The organism is Pseudomonas sp. NPDC086278 (assembly GCF_050280905.1).
In the GTDB taxonomy this organism is placed as follows: Bacteria; Pseudomonadota; Gammaproteobacteria; order Pseudomonadales; family Pseudomonadaceae; genus Aquipseudomonas.
Genome location: NZ_JBNNWE010000098.1, coordinates 1 through 22,822, shown reverse-complemented (window position 1 = coordinate 22,822; position 22,822 = coordinate 1). Strand labels below are relative to the sequence as shown.

Here is a 22,822-nt window from a genome sequence, read left to right as displayed (position 1 = left end):
AATCGACTGCTCCATTGCCTGCTCGGTGTACGCCGAGTCGTCGAGGCCCAGCCAGTTGGATTTGTAATCGGCGACGTAGTAGCGACCGTCGTGTTTCCGCCAGCGCGCTTGTTCGGTACGTAAGGAACGTCGTCGCCGAAGAACCACAGTACGGAGTTGGTCGCCGATTTACGCGACGAACCGGTACCGACCACGTCACCGACGTAGGCGATCGGGAAGCCTTGACCGCGCATTTCCTCGATCTGCTTCATCGGGCCGGTAACGCCCTGGACGTCAGGCACGATGCCTTCACGGGCCATTTTCAACATGGCGAGGGCGTGCAGCGGGATATCCGGGCGGGACCAGGCATCCGGGGCAGGGGACAAGTCGTCGGTGTTGGTTTCGCCGGTGACCTTGAACACGCGCAGGCTGATTTTGTCGGCCAGGGTCGGACGATTGCGGAACCACTCGCCGTCAGCCCAGGACTGGATCACGCCTTTGGCGTGTTCGTTGCCGTTGCGGGCTTTTTCCGCGACGTCGTGGAACGCATCGAACATCAGCAGGGTGTGCTTGAGTTGAGCGGCAGCGACTGGCGCGAGTTCGGCGTTGTCGAGCAAGTCAACCAGGGTCACGATGTTGTAGCCGCCCTGCATGGTGCCGAGCAGTTCAACCGCGCGTTTCTTGTCGATCAGAGGGGAGCTTGCTTCGCCTTTGGCCAGGGCGGACAGGAAACCGGCCTTTACATAGGCAGCTTCGTCCACGCCAGGTGGAATGCGATTGGTGATCAGGTCAACGAGGAAAGCTTCTTCGCCAGCCGGGGGATTCTTCAGCAGCTCGACCAGGCCTGCAGTTTGTTCGGCGTTAAGCGGCTGGGGAACGATACCCAGTGCTGCACGCTCTTCGATATGTTTGCGGTAGGCTTCAAGCACAGTTATTACCCTCATCAGTGGTCCCAAATGGGTGTCCGGGACGCTCATCCCGAAATTGCCGTACTCATGCGCTGCGTGGCGTTGTGGGCCACTTAGCCAGAATTACCGGCAATTCCTTACAGAAGCTGCTTTCAAAGTTTTACGCCTGCAGAACGGGGAGCTGATGAGGGTTGGCGTTGGGCTTTTCCCCGCTGGAAAAACCCTCCGCCAACACCGCTCTGTAGGAACGACTGTGCTCGTGACGCTTTGAAAACAGCTTCTAACGGACATTGGCGCCTTAAAAGGCTGGCTGATTCTACGGCAAAAAAAAATTAAAGGTAAGTGAGGGTCTATTGGACTTTGGTGGCGGCCGCGTTGCGCGCGCCTGCGTGTGCGCGGCAAGGCGCGGGATGTCGCTAATGGTTGTGCCTTTGGCAAATCCCGCAACGCGGCCGGCGCCAACGTCCAATAGACCCTTTCCCCTCCAGATTGAGGGGTGATGAATGTTGGACAAAGGGCTAACATGCCGACCTGTTCTGCTTTCCCGTGTTTCGCCTACCTATGCCCAATCAAACGATCAAGACCCCTTGCGTCGGCCTTTGCTCCACCGTTTACGGAGATCTGGTGTGCCGTGGCTGCAAGCGTTTCCACCACGAAGTGATCAATTGGAATGGTTACAACGAGGAGGAAAAGCGCGCGGTATGGCTGCGTCTTGAGCAGTTGCTGTCACAAGTGATGGCCAGCAAGCTGGAGGTGTTCGACCCGCAGCGCCTGCGTTTGCAACTGGAGCAACGGAAAATCCGCTTTGTGCCGCACCAGTCGGAATACTGCTGGGCCTACCAATTGATCGCCCGTGGCGCGCGGGTCATCAACAATCTGGAGGCTTACGGGATGGTGTTGATGCCGGAGTTCCGCGACTGGAACCTGCCGGAATTACGCGATGCCATTGATCGGGAATTCTTTTTGTTGTCCGAGGCGCATTACCAGCGCTACATCGCGCCGGGTTTCCTGAAAGATGCCTTTGGCGGCTAAGCGCTTCACGAGCCTCGCTTCCACAGTTTTGATCGTCAGCGAACACAAATTCTGCATTCAATCGAGACCCCATGTGGGAGCGGGCTTGCTCGCGAAGGCGTCCGGCCAGACGCCACACACCTCAATGCTGAGCCAATTCCTCAAGCACATCCTCAACCTCTTGCGGTTTGAGCACCAACACATCGCTCTCTACCGCATCCAGCACCACCTCGGCCGTATTCCCGATCAACGCCCCGGATAACCCCGACCGCGCCACCGTGCCGATCACCGTGACCGCCGCCTGCAGTTTGTGCACCGTAAACGGAATCAACACATCCGCCGGACCTTCTTCGATGTGCAGGTGCGCGTCGTCAATGTCGAACTCGGCCTGAAACGCCTTGCACTGCCCACGATAGCGGGCCTCGATGGTTTCACTGAGCTGGAAGGTCGGGTCGGCCGACGACAGCATCGGCGACGGGTGCGCGCTCACCACATGCAGAGTGGCCTTGGCCAGGCTGGCGATGTCGTAGCCGTAATCGATGATGGTGTTGTGCAAATGGCGATGTTCGTCATCGGTGTTGCCGACATCGATCGCTGCCAGAATCACTTTGCCCTTCCACGATCCAGCAGTTTTCACCAGCAATACCGGGCTGGGGCAGGTGCGCAACAGCTTCCAGTCTTCCGGGGTCAGCAGCGCTCTTTTCAGTGTGCTGTCGGGAAAATGCTGCTTGACCACCAGCCCGCAGCCCTCCGCTTGCTGCACATCGACGATGGTTTCGTGCAGGCTTTCGTTCCAGGCCTGTTCGGTGGTGACGCTGTAGCCTTCTTCCAGCAGGGCCTGCTTGAGGTCGCGCAAGTGATCGGCGTGATCGTGCTTCTTGTCGCACACCAGCAGGTGCAGGTGCGCCGACGTCACGCCGGCAATCAATTTGGCGCGTCTGAGGGCCAGGCTTTCGTCCGGCGAGGGTTCGATGACCACCAGAATGCTGCGAATGGCTTGCATGAGCGGGATCTCCATAACGGTAAAAAGCACGGCGTTGCACAACTATAGTTGCTGCCCGGCAACACGGGACTTGATGCATATCAACGGCGGCGACTGGTGGTCTGCCGGCAGGCCGGTATAATCGGCGCCCTTCGTTTTGAACCTTTTATCCGTGAGCCCCATGATCCTTCCCGACATTCACCAGTTCCTCGGCTGCCGCACCCCTGACGGCTGGGTCCAGGCCGCGCTGGCCGATCAGGAAACCCTGCTGATCGACCACAAGAACTGCGAATTCAAGGCCGCCAGCACGGCGCTGAGCCTGATTGCCAAATATCACTCCCACGTTGACCTGATCAATTTGATGTCGCGTCTCGCCCGGGAAGAACTGGTGCACCACGAGCAAGTCATGCGCCTGATGAAAAAGCGCAAGATCGAGCTGCGTCAGTTGTCCGCCGGGCGTTACGCCTCGGGCCTGCGCAAAGTGGTACGCAGCCACGAGCCGGTGAAACTGGTGGATACGCTGGTGGTCGGTGCGTTTATCGAAGCCCGCAGCTGCGAACGTTTCGAGGCCCTGGTGCCGCATCTGGACGAAGAATTGGGCAAATTCTACTTTGGTTTGCTGAAAAGCGAAGCGCGGCATTTCCAGGGTTACCTGAAACTGGCTTATCAGTACGGTGATGCCAAGGACATCGGCCACGTGATCGACAAGGTCCGCGCTGCCGAGCAGGAACTGATCGAATCGCCTGACGTGGAATTCCGCTTCCACAGCGGTGTGCCCGCCGCCGCATGACCCGCGTGCTGCTGCGGCGGGTGTCGTGCCCGCCGATAGCGCTCTTGTTGATCGCTTGTCACTGGGTCAAACCCAGCCGTTCATGCCACTCGGCGATGGACTCTTGCGGGTAGACATCGAACTGTTGGTCCTTGGGCCGCGCTTCGACTTCCACCCACGGCGCCTTCGAGCCGAGCATCAAGTGCGTGTGCTCTGGCGGGACCGGCAGCGGCGTGTCGATGGCCGACGCAAACGGGTGAATCAGCTCCGGCCATTCGGGGCTGAACAGCCATAAACCGCTGCCACATACCGCACAGAAATGCCGCTCGGCCGTGCTGCTGTGGGCGCGCTTGTCGTCTTCTTCCTTGAGCCGCGCATGGTAGATCGCGATGTGCTTGCGTCCGCGCACCTTCAAGCTGCCGGCGTCGCCGCCGAGATTGATTGCATAGCCGCCACCGCCCTGGGTCTTGCGGCAGATCGAACAGTAGCAGCGCTGATAAGGGTAGGGGTGGGCACTGGTCAGACTGAACGACACCGCGCCGCAATGGCAGGAACCTTCGAGCTGCATGCTGGACCTCCGACTGTTCTTAAGCGACTCAAGGCAGCCTAGACCCTCAGTGGGTATCGACAGGCACCAGAATCGCATCGCCGGTCGCCACCAGTTTCAACTGATCACCGGTCTGGGCGAACAATTCGGCATGGGCGAACACCTGCTTCTTGCCGGCCTTCACCACACGACCGCGTGCGATGAACACTTCGCCGATGGCAGGCGCCAGGCAGTTGACCGAAAAATGCGAAGCCAACACCTTGCCAGCGACCGTCCCGGCGGCGAAGCCACACACGGTGTCGAGCAGCGCGCCGATCATGCCGGCATGCAGGAAACCGGCATATTGCGCCATGTCGGCCTCGCGAAAAGCCATGCTGAGCTCGGCTTCACCGGGCTCGGCGCGGGTGACTTCAACGCCCGCCCAGCGGTTGAAGGCTGAGGTTGAATTGATGTGTTTGAGTGTGTCGAGCATGGCGAATCCCTCCGATTGAGGCTTCACCCTGCGCCGAGGCTCAGTGCAAGTCATCGTCGATAACCGAGGGTGATGGGCCGGCGATTGGCCGGTGAATGCATGGGCCTGATCGCGAGCAAGCTCGGCGCTTACAGGTTGATGCCAGATCCGAATTCTGTTCATGGAATTTTCACATTCACCCGGTTAAGCTGCGCGCCTCTTTGGGGAGTAGCCTGTTTGCGATTCGTCGCAAGCGCCTGTATCAACATTCTCGGCAACATGCCGTGGTGCAGGCACCTTTCGGTTGGTGAGACCATCGACATACCTGCGCTGAAGTCGGGCGCGCGGATATGTCGTGGACTCAAGCCCGACCGGATGTAACAGCGTGAACCTAGCCTCTCTCGTTTTCCTTGCTTTCGCCATGTCCACCGATGCCTTCGCGGCCGCGATCGGCAAAGGCTCCAGCCTGCACAAACCGAAATTTTTCGAAGCCTTGCGCGTCGGCCTGATCTTCGGCGTGATCGAAGCCATTACGCCGATAGTCGGCTGGTTCATCGGTCAGGCTGCCTCGCAATTCGTTTCCAGTTGGGACCATTGGATCGCCTTCACCCTGTTGCTGGTGCTCGGCTTGCACATGATCTACAACGGGGTGAAAACCGAAGACGCCGAAGAAGAAGTCGAAAAGCCCAAGAAGCACGGGTTCTGGCTGCTCGCGGTCACCGGTTTTGCCACCAGCATTGATGCGCTCGCCGTGGGCGTAGGCCTGGCGTTCGTCAACGTCAATATCTGGCTGGCGGCCGGTTTGATTGGTCTGGCGACCCTGACCATGGTCACCATCGGCGTGATGCTCGGCCGCGTGATTGGCAGCGTCATGGGCAAACGCGCGGAAATCCTTGGCGGCGTGGTGCTGATCATTGTTGGCGCGACCATTCTCTACGAACATCTATCGGCGTAAGCGCCGCAGCGTCTCAACACTGCCCGGAACCGCCCGCTCCCAAATGGGAACAAAACCCCGTGGGAGCGGGCTTGCTCGCGAAGAACGATCACACAGGCTACCGGGCAGGTACTCGCCACAAATACCACGATGCCACCGTCCGATAAGGGCTCCAGCCCAACCCGATCTCAACCATCTGCTTACGCGTCGGCTGCACCTCCAGCCCCTTCAGCCGCCGATATCCTTCACGCACGCCAAAGTCATCGGCCGGCAAGATATCCGGTCGTTCCAGGCTATAAATCAGCAGCATTTCGACGGTCCAGCGGCCAACCCCGCGCAAAGTCGTCAAGCGCGAGATCAACTGCTCGTCGTCCATGGCCAATGCGGTCGAAAAATCCGGCACCAAGCCCTCCAGCGACGCCTGTGCAATCCCTTGAATAGTCGCGATCTTGCTCGCTGAAAACCCGCAACTGCGCATCTGCTCGAAGCTCGTCGCCAGAATCTGTTCGGGCCGTGGGAATGGCACCGACGCAAACAGCGCCAGCAATCGACCGACAATCGCATCGCCAGCCTTGGCGTGCAGTTGCTGGTAAGCAATCGAGCGCACCAGCGATTCATACGGATCGCGGGCCGCATGCGGTTGATGCAGGCAAGGCCCGATGGTCGCGATGTGGCGAGCCCAGTCGGCGTCGGTGGACGCCAGAAATTCAGTCGCGGGCAAGTACGGATCGGGCATGTCGGTCAGCGTTTCAGCAAGGCGTTGACTTCGCCATAGGTAAACGCCTTCAGGTGGCTGCTGTCGAGCTTGCCGGTTTCCAGAAAGCTCCTGGACAGGCCGGCCATGGCGCCATACAGGAACTCGGCGATCCCCGACCCGGCGCTCAAACGGCGTACCCCCAGCGCTTTTAATGCCTCAGGTGCCGGCAAGCCTGGCAACCCAAGCACATTCACCGGCAGCGTGGTGCCTTGGCACAGCGCGGCAATTTCATACTCCGCCGCGACGCCTGCGGCGAACAATCCGTCGGCACCGGCCGCTTGATACAACGCGGCGCGTTTCAGGGTTTCGGCGACGCGATCCTCGGCCGGCACCAAGCCCTTGAGGTAGACATCGGTGCGCGCATTGATAAACAACTTCACGTGGCGTCGTTCGGCAACCTGCCGAGCGACTTCGATCTTGCGCGCCAGCAACTCGGGCGGGGCGGCGCCGTCCTCGATGTTGATCCCGACGGCGCCGGCGGCGAGCACTGCATCGACCACTTGCGCCACCCGCGTCAGGTCATCGGAATAGCCGGCCTCGATGTCCACGGTCAACGGCAGCGGACTGACCCGGGCGATGGATTCGACCGTCGACACCAGGCGTTCGAGGGGCAGGGCATTACCGTCGGCATAACCATGAACCCACGCCACCGCCGCGCTGCTGGTGGCCACGGCTTTGCAGCCCAGTTGTTCGACGATGCGCGCGCCGGCGGCGTCAGCGACGTTGGTGAGGATCAGCAAACCGTCGTGGTGCAGTTGATGAAAACGTGTGTCCATCGAAAGTCCTTCCTTATGACCGTTGCAATCATTAAAACGCAAGGTGTCGCGTGAGCTGCACCGCCGCACTTTCCAGCCGGAGCAGAAATGCCTTGCGCGGTTGTCCTCCACCATAGCCGGTCAACGAACCGTCCGCACCGATCACCCGGTGGCAGGGCACGACGATGGACAGCCGGTTGTGACCGTTGGCCAACCCCACCGCGCGACTGGCGCCGGGTTTGCCCAGCAGGGTGGCGATGCTGCCGTAGGTTCTGGTTTCACCGAATGGAATCTTCATCAGTTCGGCCCAGACCTGTCGGGCGAATTCACTGCCGGGCAGGTGTAGCGCGACGTTGAATCCCGTGAGTCTGCCAGCGAAATACTGCGCCAGTTCGGTTTCGATCTGTTGCAGATGCGCGTTGTGCCCCGGCGCCACGGCATAGCCATAGCGGTTCTGCAGTGCTTCGACTTCTTTGGTCAACGCCGGTCGATCAAGAAACTCCAGCAGCACCAGGCCACGGCGCTCGGCCATCGCGATCATCGGCCCCAGCGGCGTGGTCAACCGCGTGAACAGCAACGGCTCGCTGTTGGCTGCGCGCCCCGGCGTGATGTGGAAGGACTTCTGAAACGCCTCGCGAAAACCACTCAGGGATTCATAGCCCGAGTCGAATGCGGCGTTGTCGATAGAGTTGCCCTGTTTGATCCCGCCCAGCGCGATGCCGAGGCGCCGGGTGCGCAGCCACGCGTGAAAAGTCATGCCGAAATGCTGCTTGAACCAGCGCCGCAGTTTCAGCGGCTCGATGCCCCCGGCCAACAACTGCGCGTCGGTCCAGCGCTGCTCGGGATTGGCGTCCACCGACTTCAGCAGCCTCTGCACCCAATCCGGGGCGATGGCGGCGGCATCCAGCGGTTTGCAGCGCAGGCACGCGCGGTAACCCGCCGACAAGCATTCGTCGGCCTGGGCAAAGAACTCGACGTTCTCCGGTTTCGGCTTGCGCGCCGTGCAACTGGGGCGGCAGAAGATGCCGGTGGTTTTCACCGCAGTGAAAAACACCCCCTCATAGGCGGTGTCGCGTTCGAGCATGGCGCGAACCATCTCGGCGTGGGGCGGCAGTACAGCGTTTTGTAGGTTCATGGGCTGAGCATAAGACCCGTTGCGTGACGCCTCCACCGCTAAATCGACAGCGAATTGCGAAGCGTCGCGGTGGGACGGCGAGCAACTGAAGGAAATTGCCGCACTGGCGCAGGCGGGCGTCAGCAAACCGATTGTGAGCCGTGTCTTCCCGCTGAACAGGCCTGATGAAGCCTATACGGGGCTTGCGACCGGTCGCACGCGAGGCAAGGATCGAGGTTCAGGCTCGATCTAAAGACCGTGGGCCTTTGTCTGTCAACATCACAGGCCACTTCGGCTATTCACCTGAGCAATCTTGGGTTGTTCAGGTGATAGACACATCTGCGATGGCCCGATGTTGGCCGATTGCTGCTTGTTACGAAGGTCGGTAACCGGCCCGAAGTTGCCGGTCGCCCAGAGCTGGGCTGACGCAAAAATAGAAAGTCCATCCTGCTTTTAGTTTTTCTTCAGTGCTTGATCAAAAATCACCGGACCTGAGTTGGTCTCGCCTAACAAGTCTTGTGGATTGAGCAACGGGCATTCGCCCATGGTTAAACAGCCGCAACCGATGCAGCCTTCCAGGCTGGTTGACAGCTTGGTTAATTGCTCGATGCGTCGCTTCAGGGAGGACGCCCAGGCTTTTGAAACCGTTTCCCATTCCTTGGCGGACGCTTTGCGGTCATGGGGGATGGGTTCAAGGGCTGTCTTGATTTCCGCAAGGGAAATGCCGCTGGCTTGCGCAATTCGAATAATCGCGATCCGACGAAGCGTGCCGCGAGCGTAGACACGGTGATTACCGGCTGTACGCTGGGACGCCAACAAGCCTTTCGATTCATAAAAGTGAAGGGTAGACACCGACAAGCCGCTTCGTTTCGCGACCTGACCCACGCTCAACATTTGATGGTCGGTGATTTTTTCTTTCATGGGTATTGATCTCAAGTATGGTTGAGGTTTTAAAGTCTATCGCGTCAACACGAATAAACAACACCATCGTCTCTTTACCACGTGGTTTTTTTGCACGATGAACCAATCAAAATACTGGAAGGAATAGCTTAATGATTAGTTGGGCCTTTATTTATGACGCGCCGGAGACAGATTCAAAGACCGACAGGTTTGTCATCGAGCGCGGGGGTATGCGGAGCATCATGGTTCCGGTATCCGACCCCGCTGATGCAGTCGCACTCGCCGTTGAGTTGGTGAAAGATGGCGTTCAGTTTATTGAGTTATGTGGTGGTTTTGAACTTTCTTTGGTAGGTAAAATCGTTGACGCTATCGACGGCACTGTTCCTGTAGGACATGTCGGGTTTTCAGGCGCCCGAGCAGCCGCAAATCTAGTGAAAATATTCGCCGAGGAATTGTAATTTTCAAGCGCGCCCGCTGGTCAGCGCGGTATTAACACTGGCCAGCCATATAAATAAAGCGTAGGCAATTCGCTTCGTTGGCGCCTTGAGCCAGGCTCAGGTTTTGATGAGTGGCAATTCTCCCGTTCAACGTTTTAGAGCGCGAGTGCCCTATAAGACACTGAGCCTGCGCCCAATTGATAACAATCAGGTAAGTCGTCGAAGCCGCAGTCAGCGATAAATGATGTCGCCCACATCATTGAACAGATGGAAAAAGAAGGCGCTTCGATATTGGTTAAACCCGAAAAGCAGTTCTGGGGTGACCTCAAGGCACGAATTAAAGATCCGTTTGGTTATATCTGGGATGTTGCTCAACCCCTATAAGGACGGGATTGATCAAGTTCATATGGCATTCATTAAACGTGCAGTAAGTGTCGACGAACAGCGAGCATGGATGCTCAACTTTTACAGGAGGAGGTAGCAGCAATCGACTTGTGGAAATACATCGCCCGCCACAAAGCCTGAAAGCCAGTAATGCCCAGACCAATTTCTATCTGGCAAATTTTCTCGCGCCAACCACGCAGAAGATCACCGCCACGGTGACCCCGAGCATGCCGATGCTCACCTGTTCGTGAAGTAACGTCGCGGCCAGCGCCAAGCCAAAAAATGGCTGCAACAATTGAAGTTGGCCGACCGCCGCAATCCCGCCTTGGGCCAGCCCGCGATACCAGAACACGAAGCCGATCAGCATGCTGAACAGCGCCACATACGCCAGGCTCAGCCAGGCCGATGTGCTGATTCCTGCGAACGAAGCGGGCGCTCGCCATCCGGCCAGGGCCGCCATGATCGGCAATGCCAGGACCAGCGCCCAGCAAATCACCTGCCAGCCGCCCAATGTTCTGGACAGCTTTGCACCTTCGGCATAGCCCAGGCCGCAGGCCAGGATGGCCGACAGCATCAGCAGGTCGCCCAAGGGCGAAGCCGTCAGCCCTTGGGATACGGCAAAGCCGACCACCAGCAAACTCCCCAGCACCGAGAAAAACCAGAACGCCGGCCGGGGGCGCTCGCCGCCGCGCAATACGCCGAAAGCGGCGGTGGACAGCGGCAGCAGGCCGACGAAGACGATGGAATGCGCCGAGGTCACGTACTGCAACGCCAGCGCCGTCAGCAGTGGAAACCCGACCACTACGCCCAGTGCAACGATGGCCAGGGGCAACAATTGATTGCGCGTCGGGCGTTTTTCCTTGAACAGCCACAGCAGACACAGCGCCAGCACGCCGGCAATGGCTGCCCGGGCGACCGTCAGGAACACCGGATCGAATTCGTGCACGGCGATTCGTGTCGCGGGCAGCGAGCCGCTGAAGATCAGCACACCGATGAAACCGTTGATCAGCCCGCGCGTGTTGTTGTCCAGCGTCGGGCTATTCACTGCCGAAGTCCTTTCCATTGAGCGTTACCGTGTGGGGTTGCGGGAAGCCCATCCTATGAGCCAGCATTGATGACAATCAAAAAATTGTCATGGATACATCTGACCTATGCCTCGCTCCCGCTACAAATCACTGGTTGACACCCTCGCCGCCGAAATTCGCTCGGGGCAGCTGCTGCCCGGTACGCGTTTGCCTACGCACCGTGAACTGGCGGCAAACGAAGGGTTGGCGCTGGTCACTGCGAGCCGGGTCTATGCCGAGCTGGAAGCCATGGGTCTGGTCAGTGGCGAGACCGGGCGCGGGACGTTTGTCCGGGAGACCTCGTTGCCGCCCAGCCATGGCATCGATCAGCCGGACGTGGCGGCAGGGGTGATCGACCTCAATTTCAACTATCCCTCGCTGCCGGGGCAGGCGGACCTGTTGCGCAATGCGTTGCGCCAGCTGGCATTGTCCGGCGACCTCGAATCGCTCCTGCGCTACCAGCCCCATGCCGGGCGTGTGCATGAGCGCGCCGCGATTGCGCGGCACCTGAGTACCCGTGGCGTGATGGTTGAGGCCGGGCAGGTGTTGATTGTCAGCGGCGCTCAGCATGGCTTGGCGGTGACGATGATGGCGCTGCTGCGGCCCGGCGACGTGATCGCCGCCGACGCGCTGACGTATTCGGGTTTCAAGGTGCTGGCCGAAGCCTTGCACCTTGAAATCGTGCCCATTCCCGTCACGGGGCAAGGCCCGGATTTGGATGCGTTGGCCAAGCTCTGCCGCAACCGGTCAGTGCGGGCGGTGTACACCCAGCCGACGCTGCACAACCCGCTGGGTTGGGTGATGGCCGACGACCAGCGCGAGCAACTGGTGTCGATCGCACGCCAGCATGACCTGCTGATCATTGAGGACGCGGCGTACGCGTTTCTTGCCGAGAACCCACCGCCGCCCATCATTGAGTGGGCGCCGGAAAGGACGGTCTACGTCTCGGGTTTTTCCAAAAACGTCGCGACCGGTTTACGGGTGGGCTTCGTCGCCGCGCCCGCGCAATGGGTGTCCGCACTCGAGCGCACGATCAGATCCACCACCTGGAATACCCCAGGCGTGATGACAGCGATTGCCTGCGCCTGGCTCGACGATGGCACGGTGGTCCGGCTCGAAGCGCAAAAGCGTGAAGACGCGCAAGCTCGACAGGTGTTGGCTGACGCAGCGCTGCGTGGGGTTGATGTCATCCGCCATCCATCGTCGTACTTTCTGTGGCTGCCCCTGTCGGAAGACGCGCGGGCAGACCAGATCGCCGTGGCCCTGATGCGCGAGCAGATCGCGGTGTCCACTGCTGACCCCTTTGCGATCTCGGCCCACGTGCCGCATGCGCTGCGGTTGGCGTTGGGCTCGGTGGACATGGACACGCTTCGGCAGGCGTTAGCGAAGGTGAAATGGGTCGTGGAGGCGTACACGTAGCCCTGGGTTTTCTCGGCTACACTTTCCTTTCTTTGACGCAGGTCCGCCGTCCGTGGATGTTATCGCGCTGTGCCATGACTACTTGTCCAGGTGGGTGATAACCCCAGTCACCCAGCAGTTTTTCGGCGTGTTCGATTTGAACGGCCGTCTGGGCGTGACGTTTCTGCTGTGTTCCTACACTGTCGCCTACGGCCTGTTCCGCTTCAGGAAGTCTCGCGGTCTGACCGATGCGTCGACCTTCGGTCGATTCATCGGCGGCAGCCGGGTGTATCTGCACCGCTCGGCGTTGCTCGATTACCGCTATTACTTCGTCCGCGCCATTCTCAAAGTCGTGCTGGTGCTGCCGGTCGTTGGCCTGGTGGACCCCCACCTGTTGCGCTCCGCCGACTACGTAGGCTTTTTCACCCGTCTCTGGGGGGCGCGCGTACAAGCGGGCGAGCATGTCTCGCTGTCGTTGCTCTACGGCTTCGGGGTCTTTGTGGTTCAGGATTTTGCCAACTACTGGGGCCACCGCGCCTTTCATTCCCGCTGGCTGTGGGTGTTTCACAAAGTCCATCACTCGGCACCAGTGCTGGTTCCAGCCACCGTCAGCCGCTTGCACTTTGTCGAAGTCATTGCCGGGAAACTGACGAGCACGCTGTGCATCGGCGCCTATGCCGGGGTGTTCTGGTACGCCTGTGGCGGGGAGATCAGCAGCTACACCTTGTTTGGCGTGACTTGGCTGGTGCTGATCTTCAACAGTTTTGCGGCAAACCTGCGCCACACTCACGTCTGGCTGTCGTTCGGGCCGGCGGTCGAGCACGTGCTGAACAGCCCGGCCCAGCACCAGATTCACCACAGTGATGCGCCGAAGCACATCAACAAGAATTTTGCGATCAACCTGTCACTGTGGGACTGGATGTTCGGCACGCTCTACGTCACCACCCCGACGCCCGAACCCCTTCGTTTCGGAACCGGCGAAGCCGATCACGAACGTTACCTGACGGTGTACAGCCTGATCTGTACGCCGTTTTTGGACATCGCGCGCAAGCTCCGCCAGGCGAAACCGGCGCGGACGGTTGTCGCCGACACGTTGCAGTCTCCCGAATCATTCGATGAAGTTAGGCAGTTTTCTTCAATACGCAGGGCAGGGCGCTCAGTACCTTGAACGCTGTTTTCCTGAATTGAAGAAGGTGTGCGATGAGTCTGCTTGTGTCCATGGCGACGTTTGCCCTGGTGGCGTCGATAACGCCGGGGCCGGTGAATATTGTGGCGTTGAGTTCGGGCGCGCAGTTTGGGTTTCGCGCCAGTCAGCGGCATGTCGCCGGGGCCACCCTGGGGTTCGTTTTACTGCTGGTGTTGATGGGGCTGGGGCTGCATGAACTGCTGCAATTGTGGCCGGCGTTGACACGAGTGGTGCAACTGGCCGGCGTGACGTTCCTGTTGTTCATGGCCTGGAAGCTGGCGATGGACGATGGTCGTCTCGGTTCGAAAACGTCGGGACGGGCACCGTCGATGCTGTACGGCGCAGTGATGCAATGGCTCAACCCGAAAGCCTGGCTGGCCTGTGTGGCGGGGATGGGCGCGTTCGTTGCGGACGGCGAGGCGCGGTTGGTGTGGCAGTTTGCGGCGGTGTATCTGGTGATTTGCTATCTGTCGGTGTGTTGCTGGGCGTACGCCGGGACTTTTTTGCGTGGCTACCTGGGCAATCCGGCCGGGATGCGTTTGTTCAATCGGGTCATGGCGTTGCTGTTGGGGGGCTGTGCCGCTTATTTGCTGGTGTCCTAGATTCACCGCTCCCTCAGGCAGTGTTCAGCCGCGATATTGCCCAGGGGTCGCTGCCAGGTGTTGCTTGAACGCTCGTTGGAAATGCGCCTGATCAGCGAACCCCGCAGCGAGTGCCACGTCAGCGATTAACTTGCCGTTACGCAGTTGGTCGCGGGCAAACTGGATCCGCCGGTTGACCAGAAACGCGTGTGGGGTCATGCCGAAATGCTGTTTAAAGGCACGGATCAGGTACGACGGCGACAGCTGAGCCGCTTCGCAAATGTCCTCGAGTTTAAGCAAATGCGTGCAGTTGTCACGGATGTAGTCAGCGGCGCGCTCAAGCTTGAAGTTGGGTTCGCGCAGCGGTTGATCGGCGGGGTTGAGTCGCTGTTGCACGTCAGTAAAAAACTCCACCGCCGCGCTGTGCTTTTGCAACACGTCCTGCTGGGGATCGACCAGGGTCCGGTACAGGTTTTTGAGGCCGGTAAACAGCTGGGCGTCGCGGGTGTGAGTGAGGCTAAAGCGCCGAAATGCCGAGTCCCGCGTGAAACCGAGCTGGTGTTGCAAGTCGGTCAGCCAGGGCGTTTCGACGTACAGCATCAGGTACGACCACGGCTGGTCGTCGATCGGGTTGCAGGCGTGAACATCATCGGGGTTCATCAGCACCACGGTGCCGTCGCTGACCTCAAACGCCGATTGCTCATGCAGGTAGGTGCTGCGTCCGGCGGTGATTGCACCGATGGAAAAGTGCGCGTGTGCATGCCGGGTGTAGCAGACTTCGCGGCCGTCGGCGATGGCGCGGGCTTCGATGAAGGGGAGCGCCTCGTCACGCCAGAAGCGCGGGGCCTGGTCAGCGTTTTTGGCAACGGCGTGCTTCATCGTCAGCGTCCTCGGCAGGTCAGCCGCGAAGTGTATTAGCCCTCGCCGTCAAAAGCGCGCTGCAATACGGCGATGTCGAGTTTTTTCATCTGCATCATCGCGGCCATCGCCCGTTGGGATTTGCTCGTGTCCCGGTCTTTGAGCATCTCCATCATGACCACCGGCACGATCTGCCACGACAGCCCGAATTTATCCTTGAGCCAGCCGCATTGCTCGTTTTGCGGGTGGGCGGACAACGCGCCCCAGAAATGGTCGACCTCGTCCTGGGTCTGGCAATTGACCTGAAATGAAACGGCCTCGCTGAAGGTAAACATCGGGCCGCCATTGAGCCCCGTGAACGGCTGGCCGTCGAGTTCGAAGCTGACCGTCAACACCGAGCCGACCGGCCGGCCATGAAACTCCTGGCCGGCCTCGCCATAGTGCGTGAGCGCAGTAATTCTTGAATGGTCGAACACCGAGCAGTAGAACTTCGCCGCCTCTTCGGCTTCATGGTCGAACCAGAGGCAGGGCGTCAATTTTTGAATGCGTTGCATGGCGGTGATCCTCTTCGGGTAACTCATCCGGACTTTCAGCGTAGACAGCCTGTGATCGTTCGGCAGTACCGTAGATCGACAAACCCTGATCGGAAATGCCGAAGTCGCGGCAGCTCCGGTCGTTGATCCGTCATGGGTGATTGCGGTCAATATGACCTGTTTTCGAGTCATAAAGACAAATAACCGATGCGGTCAAATTGACCTGTATCGCGGCAACCTGTTGATTTATAAGGCTGATAAACCTGGCACAAAAACTGATACAGCAAACGTACAACTGGTCTGCTTCAGGAGTACGAAAAAATGTTCGATTTCTTCAGCAATCCTCTGAACGTTCTGCACCTGTCGAGCAAAGTGCTTGGCGTTGGCCTGGTGATGCTGTTGGCCGGCATCTACGGCGCCTACCTCTACGACGGCGGTCTGCCGATTGTGGTGCTGGTGTTGATGCACGCCATGACCATCGTCGGCCCGACCCTGATCAAAATCGGCTACGTGATGCGTCTGCTGTCGCAGCACCGCTTGGGCAAAGGCTTGATCAGCGCGGTGGTGGCCTGAGGTGCGTAACCTCGGTAGCGCCGCTGTTCAGCCTGGGCTTTCGCCCGTTCTTTCTGGCAGGCGCCGGTTTTGCGGTGATTGCCGTGGCGATCTGGGCACTCTGGCTATACGGCCGATTGCCCGGCGCGCAACCCGTCGGCGGCATGCTGACTTGGCACCGGCATGAAATGCCCTTTGGTTTTGCCACGGCGATCATCGCCGGATTCCTGCTGACCGCTGTGCCGAACTGGACCGGGCGCCCCGGCCTGCAGGGCTGGCCCCTGATCGGTTTGCTGCTGGTGTGGCTGGCCGCTCGCCTGGCCTGGTTGCTGCCATTACCGCCCACGGCGTTACTGACGCTGCAGATCCCGTTTCTGCCGCTGCTGGCGTGGGTGCTGGGTCGCGATCTGATCGGCGCCGGCAAACGCGACCATTACCCGATTCTGTTGGTGATCGCCCTGATGGCCGGTTGTCAGGCCATGACCTTGTACGGCATGGCGCTGGACGATGCGGGCCTGCAACGGCGTGGGGTGTTGGCGGCGTTGTGGCTGGTGGCCGCGTTGATGAGCGTCATTGGCGGGCGGGTCATTCCCTTTTTTATCCAGCGCGGCCTCAACCGTCCTGTGGCACCCGCTACGAGTCCGCTACCAACCCGGCTGTTGTTGCTCAGCAGCGTGTTGGCGGCGGTATCGTTTGCGGCCGGACTCGATGATGCGCCGAGACCCTGGCTGGGCGTGTTATTCCTGCTGATCGGCGCCTTGCATCTGCTGCGCCTGTGGCGCTGGCATGATCGCGGCCTCTGGCGCGTGCCGCTGTTGTGGTCGCTGTATCTGGCGTATGCGTGGCTGGTGGTGGCTGCGCTGGCGATGGTGCTGTGGCACGCAGGCGTCATGCCGCAACAGAGTCTGGCCACGCATTCGCTGGCGGTCGGCGGCATTGGCGGGTTGATTCTGGCGATGATTGCGCGAGTCAGCCTCGGTCACACCGGCCGGGCGTTGCAGCCGGCGAAAAGCGTGGTGCTGGGGTTTGCCTTGCTGCTGATCGCTGCCGTGAGCCGGGTCGCGCTGGTGCCGTTTTCCAGCTGGGGTCTCGGCGTGTCGGCGCTGCTCTGGTGCAGCGCGTTCGGTGTGTTTCTGACGCACTACACCGCGATTTTGCTCAAGCCTCGGGTCTAGCGCCCCTGGAGGGCTGTTGTGGCGAGGGGGCTTGCCCCCGTTCGGCGACGAAGTCGTCGCAAAAACACCGGGGTCGCTTCGCAACCCAACGGGGGCAAGCCCCCTCGCCACAACAACCCTATAGACCTCCAATTCTCCAACCCTATAGCCCTCCAGCCATAACAGCCCCCAAACACAACAGCCCCAGCCACAACAACCCTCCAACCACAGCCCCCCTCTAGCCATAACCACCCCTTGCCATAAAAAGGTGCTTGCACCACCAGAAAACAGAGGCGGTATTCGGGTGACCGGTGGTCGATGAACCGGTCCCGCCCGGTAATTTGCGCTTAGCTGAAGGGATAGCGCCAACTCTGTAGAAGCCGCGCTCGTTCGCGAAGTCGTGCGTTCTGGCACCGCGCGTCATCGTTGTTCGCGGGCAAGCGTCGCTCCTGCGGTAAAAAAGGCGTCACCGTGAGTCTGAGGAAGTTCGCAATGCTGACCCTGAACATCAATGGCAAGGATCAGGCGCTGGATGTCCCCGCGGACATGCCGCTGCTCTGGGTACTGCGCGATGTCGCGCACCTCACCGGCACCAAATTCGGTTGCGGCATAGCCCAGTGTGGCGCCTGCACCGTGCACGTCGACGGCGCGCCGTTGCGCTCTTGCATCACGCCCGCCACCGCGGTGGCCCACGGGCAAAAAATCCTCACCATCGAAGGCCTGTCCACCGACGGTTCGCACCCGGTGCAACAAGCCTGGACCGAGCTTGACGTGGTCCAGTGCGGTTATTGCCAATCGGGGCAGATCATGTCGGCGGCGGCGTTGCTGGCAAAAATTCCGAACCCCACTGACAGCGACATCGATCAGGCGCTCTCCGGCAACATCTGCCGCTGCGGCACCTACCCACGGATCCGTGCGGCGGTCAAACGCGCCGCCGAAATCGGTTGATGTCACCTCGAGGGGAGTCTGGACCATGAACAGCATCAACCCTGTGTCGCGTCGTGCTTTTCTCAAGGGCAGCGCCCTGTTGGGCGGCGGTCTGGTGGTGGCGTTTGTGATCCCCGGCGCGCATCGCTTTGCCTTGGGCGCCGAGAATCAAGGCAACACCTTCGCGCCCAATGCCTTTTTACGCATCGGCAACGACAACCGCGTCACCGTGCTGCTGGGCCATTCGGAAATGGGCCAGGGCATCTGGACCGGCCTGACCATGTTGATCGCCGAAGAGCTGGACGCCGACTGGGCGAAAATCCGCGTCGAACATTCCCCAGCCTCGGCCGCCGATTATGGCCTGGCCGGGTTTGGCGGCATGCAGATCACCGGTGGCTCGACCTCGACCTGGATGGAGTTCGATCGCTACCGGGCCGCCGGTGCGGCGGCGCGCTTGATGCTGATCGACGCGGCCGCCAAGCGCTTCGACGTGGCGCCTTCGCAGATTCGCACCGAGTCGGGCGTGGTGATCGCCGGCGACAATCGGGCCACTTACGGCGAACTGGCGGATGACGCCGGCAAGCTGCCAGTACCGGACCCCGCGTCGATCACCTTCAAAGAGGCCAAGGACTGGAAACTGATCGGCAAACCCACCCGGCGCCTCGACACCCCGGAAAAAATCACCGGTCGTGCCAAGTTCGGCATGGACGTGCAGTTTGACGGCTTGCTGACCGCCATGGTGGCGCGCGCGCCGGTGTTCGGTGGCAGCGTCAGATCCTTCGAAGGCGCCGAAGCATTGGCTGTGCCCGGCGTGCACAAAGTGCTGCAAGTGCCCACGGGCGTGGCGGTGATTGCCGATCATTATTGGGCCGCCAAGCTGGGGCGCGACGCACTGAAGATCGACTGGGACTTGGGGCCGAACACCGGGCTCGACAGTCAGAAACTCCTGGAGAGCTTCCGCAAACTTGCAGCCACCCCCGGCACATCGGCGAGCAAGGCGGGCAATGCCACGGCGGCGTTGGGCAAAGCGGCCAAGTCCATCGACGTTGAATACAGCGTGCCGTACCTGGCCCACGCGCCGATGGAGCCGCTCAATTGCACGGTGAAACTCAGCAAGGACAAGTGCGAGATCTGGACCGGCACGCAGTTTCAGACCCTGGATCAAATGATCGCCGGCAAAATCACCGGGCTCAAACCCGAGCAGGTCGAGATTCATACCGAGTTTCTTGGTGGCGGTTTTGGTCGCCGGGCCAATCCGACTTCGGACTTTGTCGCCGAAGCTGTACAGGTGGCGAAGGCGGCGGGCGAGCCGGTGAAAACCGTATGGTCGCGCGAGGACGACATTCGCGGCGGCTATTACCGCTCGATGTTCCTGCATCAGGCCACTATCGGGCTGGATGCCGCCGGGATGCCGGTGGCCTGGAAGCATGTGCTGGTCGGCCAGTCGATCATGGCCGACACCGCGCTGGAGGCGAGCATGGTCAAGGGCGGCGTCGACAAAACCTCCGTCGAAGGCGTTGCCGACAGCCCCTACCTGGAAGACCTCGCCAACCACCAGGTGGATTTGCACTCGCCGAAAACCGGCATCAATGTGCTGTGGCTGCGCTCGGTGGGGCACAGCCACACGGCGTTTGTCATGGAGTCGTTGATTGACGAACTGGCCGACGCGGCCGGCCAGGACCCGGTGGACTACCGACGAACGCTGCTCAAGAACCATCCACGGCACTTGGGCGTCTTGAATCTGGCGGTGGAGAAAGCCGACTGGACCGCGCCGCTGCCCGACGGTCACGCCCTGGGTGTGGCGGTGCACGAGTCGTTCGGCAGCTACGTGGCGCAAGTGGCCGAGGTGTCGCAGGACAACCTGAAAATTCGCGTGCACCGGGTGGTGTGCGCGGTGGATTGCGGGATAGCGGTCAACCCGCAAAGCATCGCGGCGCAGATGGAATCGTGCATCAGCTTCGGTCTTGGGTTCGCCTTGCACAGCAAACTGACGTTCAAGGACGGGCAAGTGGTGCAGTCCAATTACCACGATTATCAGGTGCTGCGGCTCAACGAAATGCCGGTGGTCGAAGTGCACATTCTGCCGAGCAGCGACAAACCCGGTGGTATCGGCGAGGCCGGCGTACCGCCCACCGCGCCGGCCGTTGCCAACGCGGTGTTCGCCCTGACCGGGCAGCGCTTGCGCGAATTGCCGCTGCAACTGTCGGGGGTGTGACATGAGACGACATCTGATCCTTGGTGCGGCGCTTTTGCTCGGTTTGGGCGGCTACGCTTCCGACCTGTTCGCCGATGACCAGGCGGCGTTGAAAGCCTTCGAGACCGTGCAGAAAGTCTTCCAGAGCCCGCGCTGCCAGAACTGCCACATCCCCGGCGACTCGCCGCTGCAATTCGACGCCGGCGTGCCGCACGCGATGAATGTGGTGCGCGGCATGGACGGCAAGGGCGCGGCCGGGTTGCCCTGTGCGACCTGTCACGCCGAAACCAATCCGCCGGCCAGTTACGGCCCCCATGCGCCACCGGGTGCGCCGCACTGGAGCCTGCCGCCCGCGGCGCACAAGATGGCCTGGATCGGTCTGCCGCCGGACAAGCTGTGCGCGCTGATCAAAGACCGCTCCAGCAATGGCGACCGCGACTTCGCCGCGCTGATCAAGCATGTCAGCGACGACAAACTGGTGCTGTGGGGCTGGAATCCGGGCGTCGGTCGCGCGCCGGTGCCGGTGCCGCACGATATTTTTGTCACGCAATTCAAGTTGTGGGCAGACGCCGGCGGGCCGTGTCCGGTACTGGGCAGTTGACCGGCGGTCCGGTCATGGGGAGTCATCGCGGCGGTGGAGGACTCTAACGTTCGTATCCACTGCTGGAGTGAGACATGTTGAACCCAGGCAAACAGGCGCGGCACGGTGCGCGTGCAGCGCAGTTGCTATCGCCGCAACAGGAACGCGAGTTGCTGCGAGACCAGGCCCGCAAGGCCGAGCAGGAAGTGATGGGCGTGCAGATGGCGAGCATGGATGCGCTGACTCTGCTGTCCAATCGGCATGGGGTCCTGACGCTGGCCCAACTGGGGCTGGACGCCTGTCAACGGCTGGGTACACCGGCGACGCTGCTGTTTTTTGACCTCGATAACTTCAAACGCATCAACTATCTGTACGGCCGTGCCGAGGGCGACGCCGCGCTCAAGACCTTCGCCGACGTGTTGCGCATTGCCTTTCGCGAAAACGATGTGGTCGGCCGACTCGGGGACGACGAGTTTGTCGTGTTGCTGACCGGGTCTGGCGCCGTTGAGCGGTCAGCGATCAAGGCGCGTCTCGAGGAGATACTCGATGAGCGCAAAGCCACAATGCGCCGCGCTCATGAGATTCGTTTCAGCATTGGCCAGATCGAGTATGACCCTGCGCTTCACGGCTCAATTGCCGGATTGCTCGCCCGAGCCGATGCGGTTACTTGGCAAACAACTGGCTGATGTCCTTGAAGGCCTTGAATTCCAGCGCATTGCCGCACGGGTCGAACAGAAACATCGTTGCTTGTTCGCCCACCAATCCTTGAAAACGGATGCCCGGTTCGATCACGAATCGGGTGTCGAGGCGTTTCAGGCGTTCGGCCAACGCTTCCCAGTCGGGCATGCCCAACACCACCCCAAAATGCGGCACCGGCACGTCATGGCCGTCGACGGCGTTGGTCTGCGCCGCTTGCTGGGACGCGTTTTTCGGCGCGAGGTGAATGACCAGTTGATGGCCGAAGAAGTTGAAATCCACCCAATGCTCGCTGGAGCGGCCTTCTTCCAGGCCGAACACTTCACCGTAAAAGCTGCGCGCAGCCGCCAGGTCGTACACCGGTATTGCCAAGTGGAAAGGGGAGAGTTGCATCGCAGTTGCCTCGCAGTTAGTCGGTTAGCGAGGCTGAGTGTAGCGCCGTGTGCCGAACACCATAAATCCCCTGTGGGAGCGGGCTTGCTCGCGAAGGCGCCGTGTCAGACGCCATCAATGTTGCCTGGTGCACCGCCTTCGCGAGCAAGCCCGCTCCCACAGCGGGGTGGCGTCGGCCAATGAATGTCGCGCATAAAAACCCGCCAGACTCGGCGGGTTTTTATGGGTTAACCGGAGATCACTCTTCCAGGCTGCCCATCGCAGTGGTGTTGAAACCACCGTCCACGTACATGATTTCGCCGCTGATGCCGGACGCCAGGTCCGAGCACAGGAAGGCGCCGGCGTTGCCGACTTCGTCGATGGTGACGTTGCGACGCAGCGGGGTTTGCGCTTCGTTGGCGGCCAGCATCTTGCGGAAGTTCTTGATGCCGGAAGCGGCGAGGGTGCGGATCGGACCGGCCGATACGCAGTTGACGCGGGTGCCGTCCGGGCCCAGGGAGCCAGCCAGGTAACGCACGCCGGCTTCCAGCGAAGCCTTGGCCATGCCCATTACGTTGTAGTTCGGCATGGTGCGCTCGGCGCCCAGGTACGACAGGGTCAGCAAGCTGCCGTTGCGGCCTTTCATCATTTCGCGGCCAGCCTTGGCCAGGGCGACGAAGCTGTAGGCGCTGATGTCGTGGGCAATGCGGAAACCGTCACGGGTGGTGGCTTCGGTCATTGCCCGACCGAAGCAGTACGCTGCTCGGCACTCGGGAATACGTTGCGTTTGCAGATTTTC

The 22,822-nt window shown here is 60.6% G+C and carries 27 protein-coding genes, 1 pseudogene and 1 riboswitch; of the genes and pseudogenes, 15 read left to right on the top strand and 13 right to left on the bottom strand.

All coding sequences use genetic code 11. The features are described from left to right. Positions 1–908: pseudogene (locus ACQKP4_RS23835) on the bottom strand (bifunctional aconitate hydratase 2/2-methylisocitrate dehydratase); the annotation flags it as partial. 540 nt (positions 909–1,448) lie between these two features. Between ACQKP4_RS23835 and ACQKP4_RS23830 the strand changes: the two are divergent. Beyond that, on the top strand, positions 1,449–1,919 hold the full coding sequence (locus ACQKP4_RS23830) for a DUF1289 domain-containing protein (protein WP_008028699.1): 471 nt from the start codon (positions 1,449–1,451) through the stop codon (positions 1,917–1,919). A 121-nt stretch (positions 1,920–2,040) separates the two neighbouring features. Here the strand turns inward: ACQKP4_RS23830 and ACQKP4_RS23825 are convergent, their stop codons facing one another. Next, complete coding sequence (locus ACQKP4_RS23825; RefSeq protein ID WP_427636154.1) at positions 2,041–2,901, bottom strand: universal stress protein; 861 nt, start codon at positions 2,899–2,901, stop codon at positions 2,041–2,043. A gap of 160 nt (positions 2,902–3,061) precedes the next feature. On the opposite strand from ACQKP4_RS23825, the gene ACQKP4_RS23820 reads away from it, so the two are divergent. Continuing rightward, on the top strand, positions 3,062–3,670 hold the full coding sequence (locus ACQKP4_RS23820; protein ID WP_427636152.1) for a tRNA-(ms[2]io[6]A)-hydroxylase: 609 nt from the start codon (positions 3,062–3,064) through the stop codon (positions 3,668–3,670). 58 nt (positions 3,671–3,728) lie between these two features. Here ACQKP4_RS23820 and ACQKP4_RS23815 read toward each other — a convergent pair whose 3' ends face one another. Both ACQKP4_RS23815 and ACQKP4_RS23810 read right to left on the bottom strand, forming a co-directional pair. Continuing rightward, a complete protein-coding gene (locus ACQKP4_RS23815) occupies positions 3,729–4,217 on the bottom strand; it encodes a GFA family protein (RefSeq protein ID WP_427636151.1) in 489 nt (162 codons plus the stop codon). 46 nt (positions 4,218–4,263) lie between these two features. Beyond that, entirely contained in the window at positions 4,264–4,668 is a 405-nt protein-coding gene (locus ACQKP4_RS23810; protein ID WP_427636149.1) for a PaaI family thioesterase, read from the bottom strand. Between the two features lie 195 nt (positions 4,669–4,863). After that, positions 4,864–5,022: riboswitch (yybP-ykoY riboswitch) on the top strand. Between the two features lie 10 nt (positions 5,023–5,032). Between ACQKP4_RS23810 and mntP the strand changes: the two genes are divergently transcribed. Then, entirely contained in the window at positions 5,033–5,602 is a 570-nt protein-coding gene (mntP, locus tag ACQKP4_RS23805) for a manganese efflux pump MntP (RefSeq protein WP_427636147.1), read from the top strand. 97 nt (positions 5,603–5,699) lie between these two features. Here mntP and ACQKP4_RS23800 read toward each other — a convergent pair whose 3' ends face one another. From ACQKP4_RS23800 to ACQKP4_RS23790, 3 genes are read right to left on the bottom strand one after another with little or no spacing between them, the layout of a single operon-like run. Continuing rightward, positions 5,700–6,317 (bottom strand): DNA-3-methyladenine glycosylase family protein, encoded by a 618-nt coding sequence (locus ACQKP4_RS23800; RefSeq protein ID WP_427636145.1) that lies wholly within the window; start codon positions 6,315–6,317, stop codon positions 5,700–5,702. A 5-nt stretch (positions 6,318–6,322) separates the two neighbouring features. Next, positions 6,323–7,114: an isocitrate lyase/PEP mutase family protein gene (locus ACQKP4_RS23795; protein ID WP_427636143.1), complete on the bottom strand. Its 792-nt coding sequence runs from the start codon at positions 7,112–7,114 to the stop codon at positions 6,323–6,325. A gap of 31 nt (positions 7,115–7,145) precedes the next feature. After that, a complete protein-coding gene (locus tag ACQKP4_RS23790) occupies positions 7,146–8,228 on the bottom strand; it encodes a bifunctional transcriptional activator/DNA repair enzyme AdaA (RefSeq protein WP_427636141.1) in 1,083 nt (360 codons plus the stop codon). A 19-nt stretch (positions 8,229–8,247) separates the two neighbouring features. Between ACQKP4_RS23790 and ACQKP4_RS23785 the strand changes: the two genes are divergently transcribed. Beyond that, positions 8,248–8,460, top strand: coding sequence for a zinc-binding dehydrogenase (locus tag ACQKP4_RS23785; protein WP_427636139.1), 213 nt, complete (start codon positions 8,248–8,250; stop codon positions 8,458–8,460). Between the two features lie 200 nt (positions 8,461–8,660). Here ACQKP4_RS23785 and soxR read toward each other — a convergent pair whose 3' ends face one another. Then, a complete protein-coding gene (soxR, locus tag ACQKP4_RS23780; protein WP_427636137.1) occupies positions 8,661–9,128 on the bottom strand; it encodes a redox-sensitive transcriptional activator SoxR in 468 nt (155 codons plus the stop codon). 131 nt (positions 9,129–9,259) lie between these two features. Here soxR and ACQKP4_RS23775 point away from each other — a divergent pair, with 131 nt between their 5' ends. Further along, on the top strand, positions 9,260–9,565 hold the full coding sequence (locus ACQKP4_RS23775; protein WP_427636135.1) for a DUF6506 family protein: 306 nt from the start codon (positions 9,260–9,262) through the stop codon (positions 9,563–9,565). Between the two features lie 216 nt (positions 9,566–9,781). Next, positions 9,782–9,928 carry a VOC family protein gene (locus tag ACQKP4_RS23770; protein WP_427636158.1) on the top strand — a complete coding sequence of 49 codons (147 nt, stop codon included), beginning with the start codon at positions 9,782–9,784 and terminating at the stop codon, positions 9,926–9,928. Between the two features lie 166 nt (positions 9,929–10,094). Here the strand turns inward: ACQKP4_RS23770 and ACQKP4_RS23765 are convergent, their stop codons facing one another. Continuing rightward, positions 10,095–10,991, bottom strand: coding sequence for a DMT family transporter (locus ACQKP4_RS23765; protein WP_427636133.1), 897 nt, complete (start codon positions 10,989–10,991; stop codon positions 10,095–10,097). An 88-nt stretch (positions 10,992–11,079) separates the two neighbouring features. On the opposite strand from ACQKP4_RS23765, the gene ACQKP4_RS23760 reads away from it, so the two are divergent. From ACQKP4_RS23760 to ACQKP4_RS23750, 3 genes are read left to right on the top strand one after another with little or no spacing between them, the layout of a single operon-like run. After that, positions 11,080–12,411 (top strand): PLP-dependent aminotransferase family protein, encoded by a 1,332-nt coding sequence (locus ACQKP4_RS23760; RefSeq protein ID WP_427636131.1) that lies wholly within the window; start codon positions 11,080–11,082, stop codon positions 12,409–12,411. A gap of 52 nt (positions 12,412–12,463) precedes the next feature. Then, entirely contained in the window at positions 12,464–13,558 is a 1,095-nt protein-coding gene (locus ACQKP4_RS23755; protein WP_427636129.1) for a sterol desaturase family protein, read from the top strand. Positions 13,559–13,590: 32 nt separating this feature from the next. After that, positions 13,591–14,178, top strand: coding sequence for a LysE family translocator (locus ACQKP4_RS23750; protein WP_427636128.1), 588 nt, complete (start codon positions 13,591–13,593; stop codon positions 14,176–14,178). A 24-nt stretch (positions 14,179–14,202) separates the two neighbouring features. Here ACQKP4_RS23750 and ACQKP4_RS23745 read toward each other — a convergent pair whose 3' ends face one another. Further along, positions 14,203–15,036: a helix-turn-helix domain-containing protein gene (locus tag ACQKP4_RS23745; RefSeq protein ID WP_427636126.1), complete on the bottom strand. Its 834-nt coding sequence runs from the start codon at positions 15,034–15,036 to the stop codon at positions 14,203–14,205. Between the two features lie 35 nt (positions 15,037–15,071). Beyond that, entirely contained in the window at positions 15,072–15,569 is a 498-nt protein-coding gene (locus ACQKP4_RS23740) for a VOC family protein (RefSeq protein WP_427636124.1), read from the bottom strand. Positions 15,570–15,869: 300 nt separating this feature from the next. Between ACQKP4_RS23740 and ACQKP4_RS23735 the strand changes: the two genes are divergently transcribed. The 6 genes from ACQKP4_RS23735 (at position 15,870) to ACQKP4_RS23710 (ending at position 21,641) form a co-directional block, all read left to right on the top strand. Then, a complete protein-coding gene (locus tag ACQKP4_RS23735) occupies positions 15,870–16,121 on the top strand; it encodes a transmembrane sensor/regulator PpyR (RefSeq protein ID WP_427636122.1) in 252 nt (83 codons plus the stop codon). Further along, complete coding sequence (locus tag ACQKP4_RS23730) at positions 16,118–17,275, top strand: NnrS family protein (protein WP_427636156.1); 1,158 nt, start codon at positions 16,118–16,120, stop codon at positions 17,273–17,275. Before ACQKP4_RS23735 ends, ACQKP4_RS23730 begins: the two co-directional genes overlap by 4 nt. A gap of 471 nt (positions 17,276–17,746) precedes the next feature. Then, positions 17,747–18,202 (top strand): (2Fe-2S)-binding protein, encoded by a 456-nt coding sequence (locus tag ACQKP4_RS23725; protein ID WP_427636120.1) that lies wholly within the window; start codon positions 17,747–17,749, stop codon positions 18,200–18,202. Between the two features lie 25 nt (positions 18,203–18,227). Next, positions 18,228–20,396 (top strand): molybdopterin cofactor-binding domain-containing protein, encoded by a 2,169-nt coding sequence (locus ACQKP4_RS23720; RefSeq protein ID WP_427636118.1) that lies wholly within the window; start codon positions 18,228–18,230, stop codon positions 20,394–20,396. Position 20,397: 1 nt separating this feature from the next. Further along, the gene (locus ACQKP4_RS23715) at positions 20,398–20,976 is read left to right on the top strand and encodes a hypothetical protein (RefSeq protein WP_427636116.1); all 579 of its coding nucleotides are present in this window, start codon (positions 20,398–20,400) and stop codon (positions 20,974–20,976) included. Between the two features lie 74 nt (positions 20,977–21,050). After that, on the top strand, positions 21,051–21,641 hold the full coding sequence (locus ACQKP4_RS23710) for a GGDEF domain-containing protein (protein WP_427636114.1): 591 nt from the start codon (positions 21,051–21,053) through the stop codon (positions 21,639–21,641). Here ACQKP4_RS23710 and ACQKP4_RS23705 read toward each other — a convergent pair. Together ACQKP4_RS23705 and ACQKP4_RS23700 are read right to left on the bottom strand one after the other, a co-directional pair. Then, positions 21,619–22,044, bottom strand: a complete 426-nt coding sequence (locus ACQKP4_RS23705) for a VOC family protein (protein ID WP_427636112.1) — start codon at positions 22,042–22,044, stop codon at positions 21,619–21,621. The two genes, ACQKP4_RS23710 and ACQKP4_RS23705, sit on opposite strands and share 23 nt — an antisense overlap. Positions 22,045–22,282: 238 nt before the next feature. Beyond that, positions 22,283–22,822, bottom strand: a 540-nt coding sequence (locus ACQKP4_RS23700; protein ID WP_427636110.1) for an enoyl-ACP reductase FabI, incomplete at its 5' end; no start/stop codon positions are given.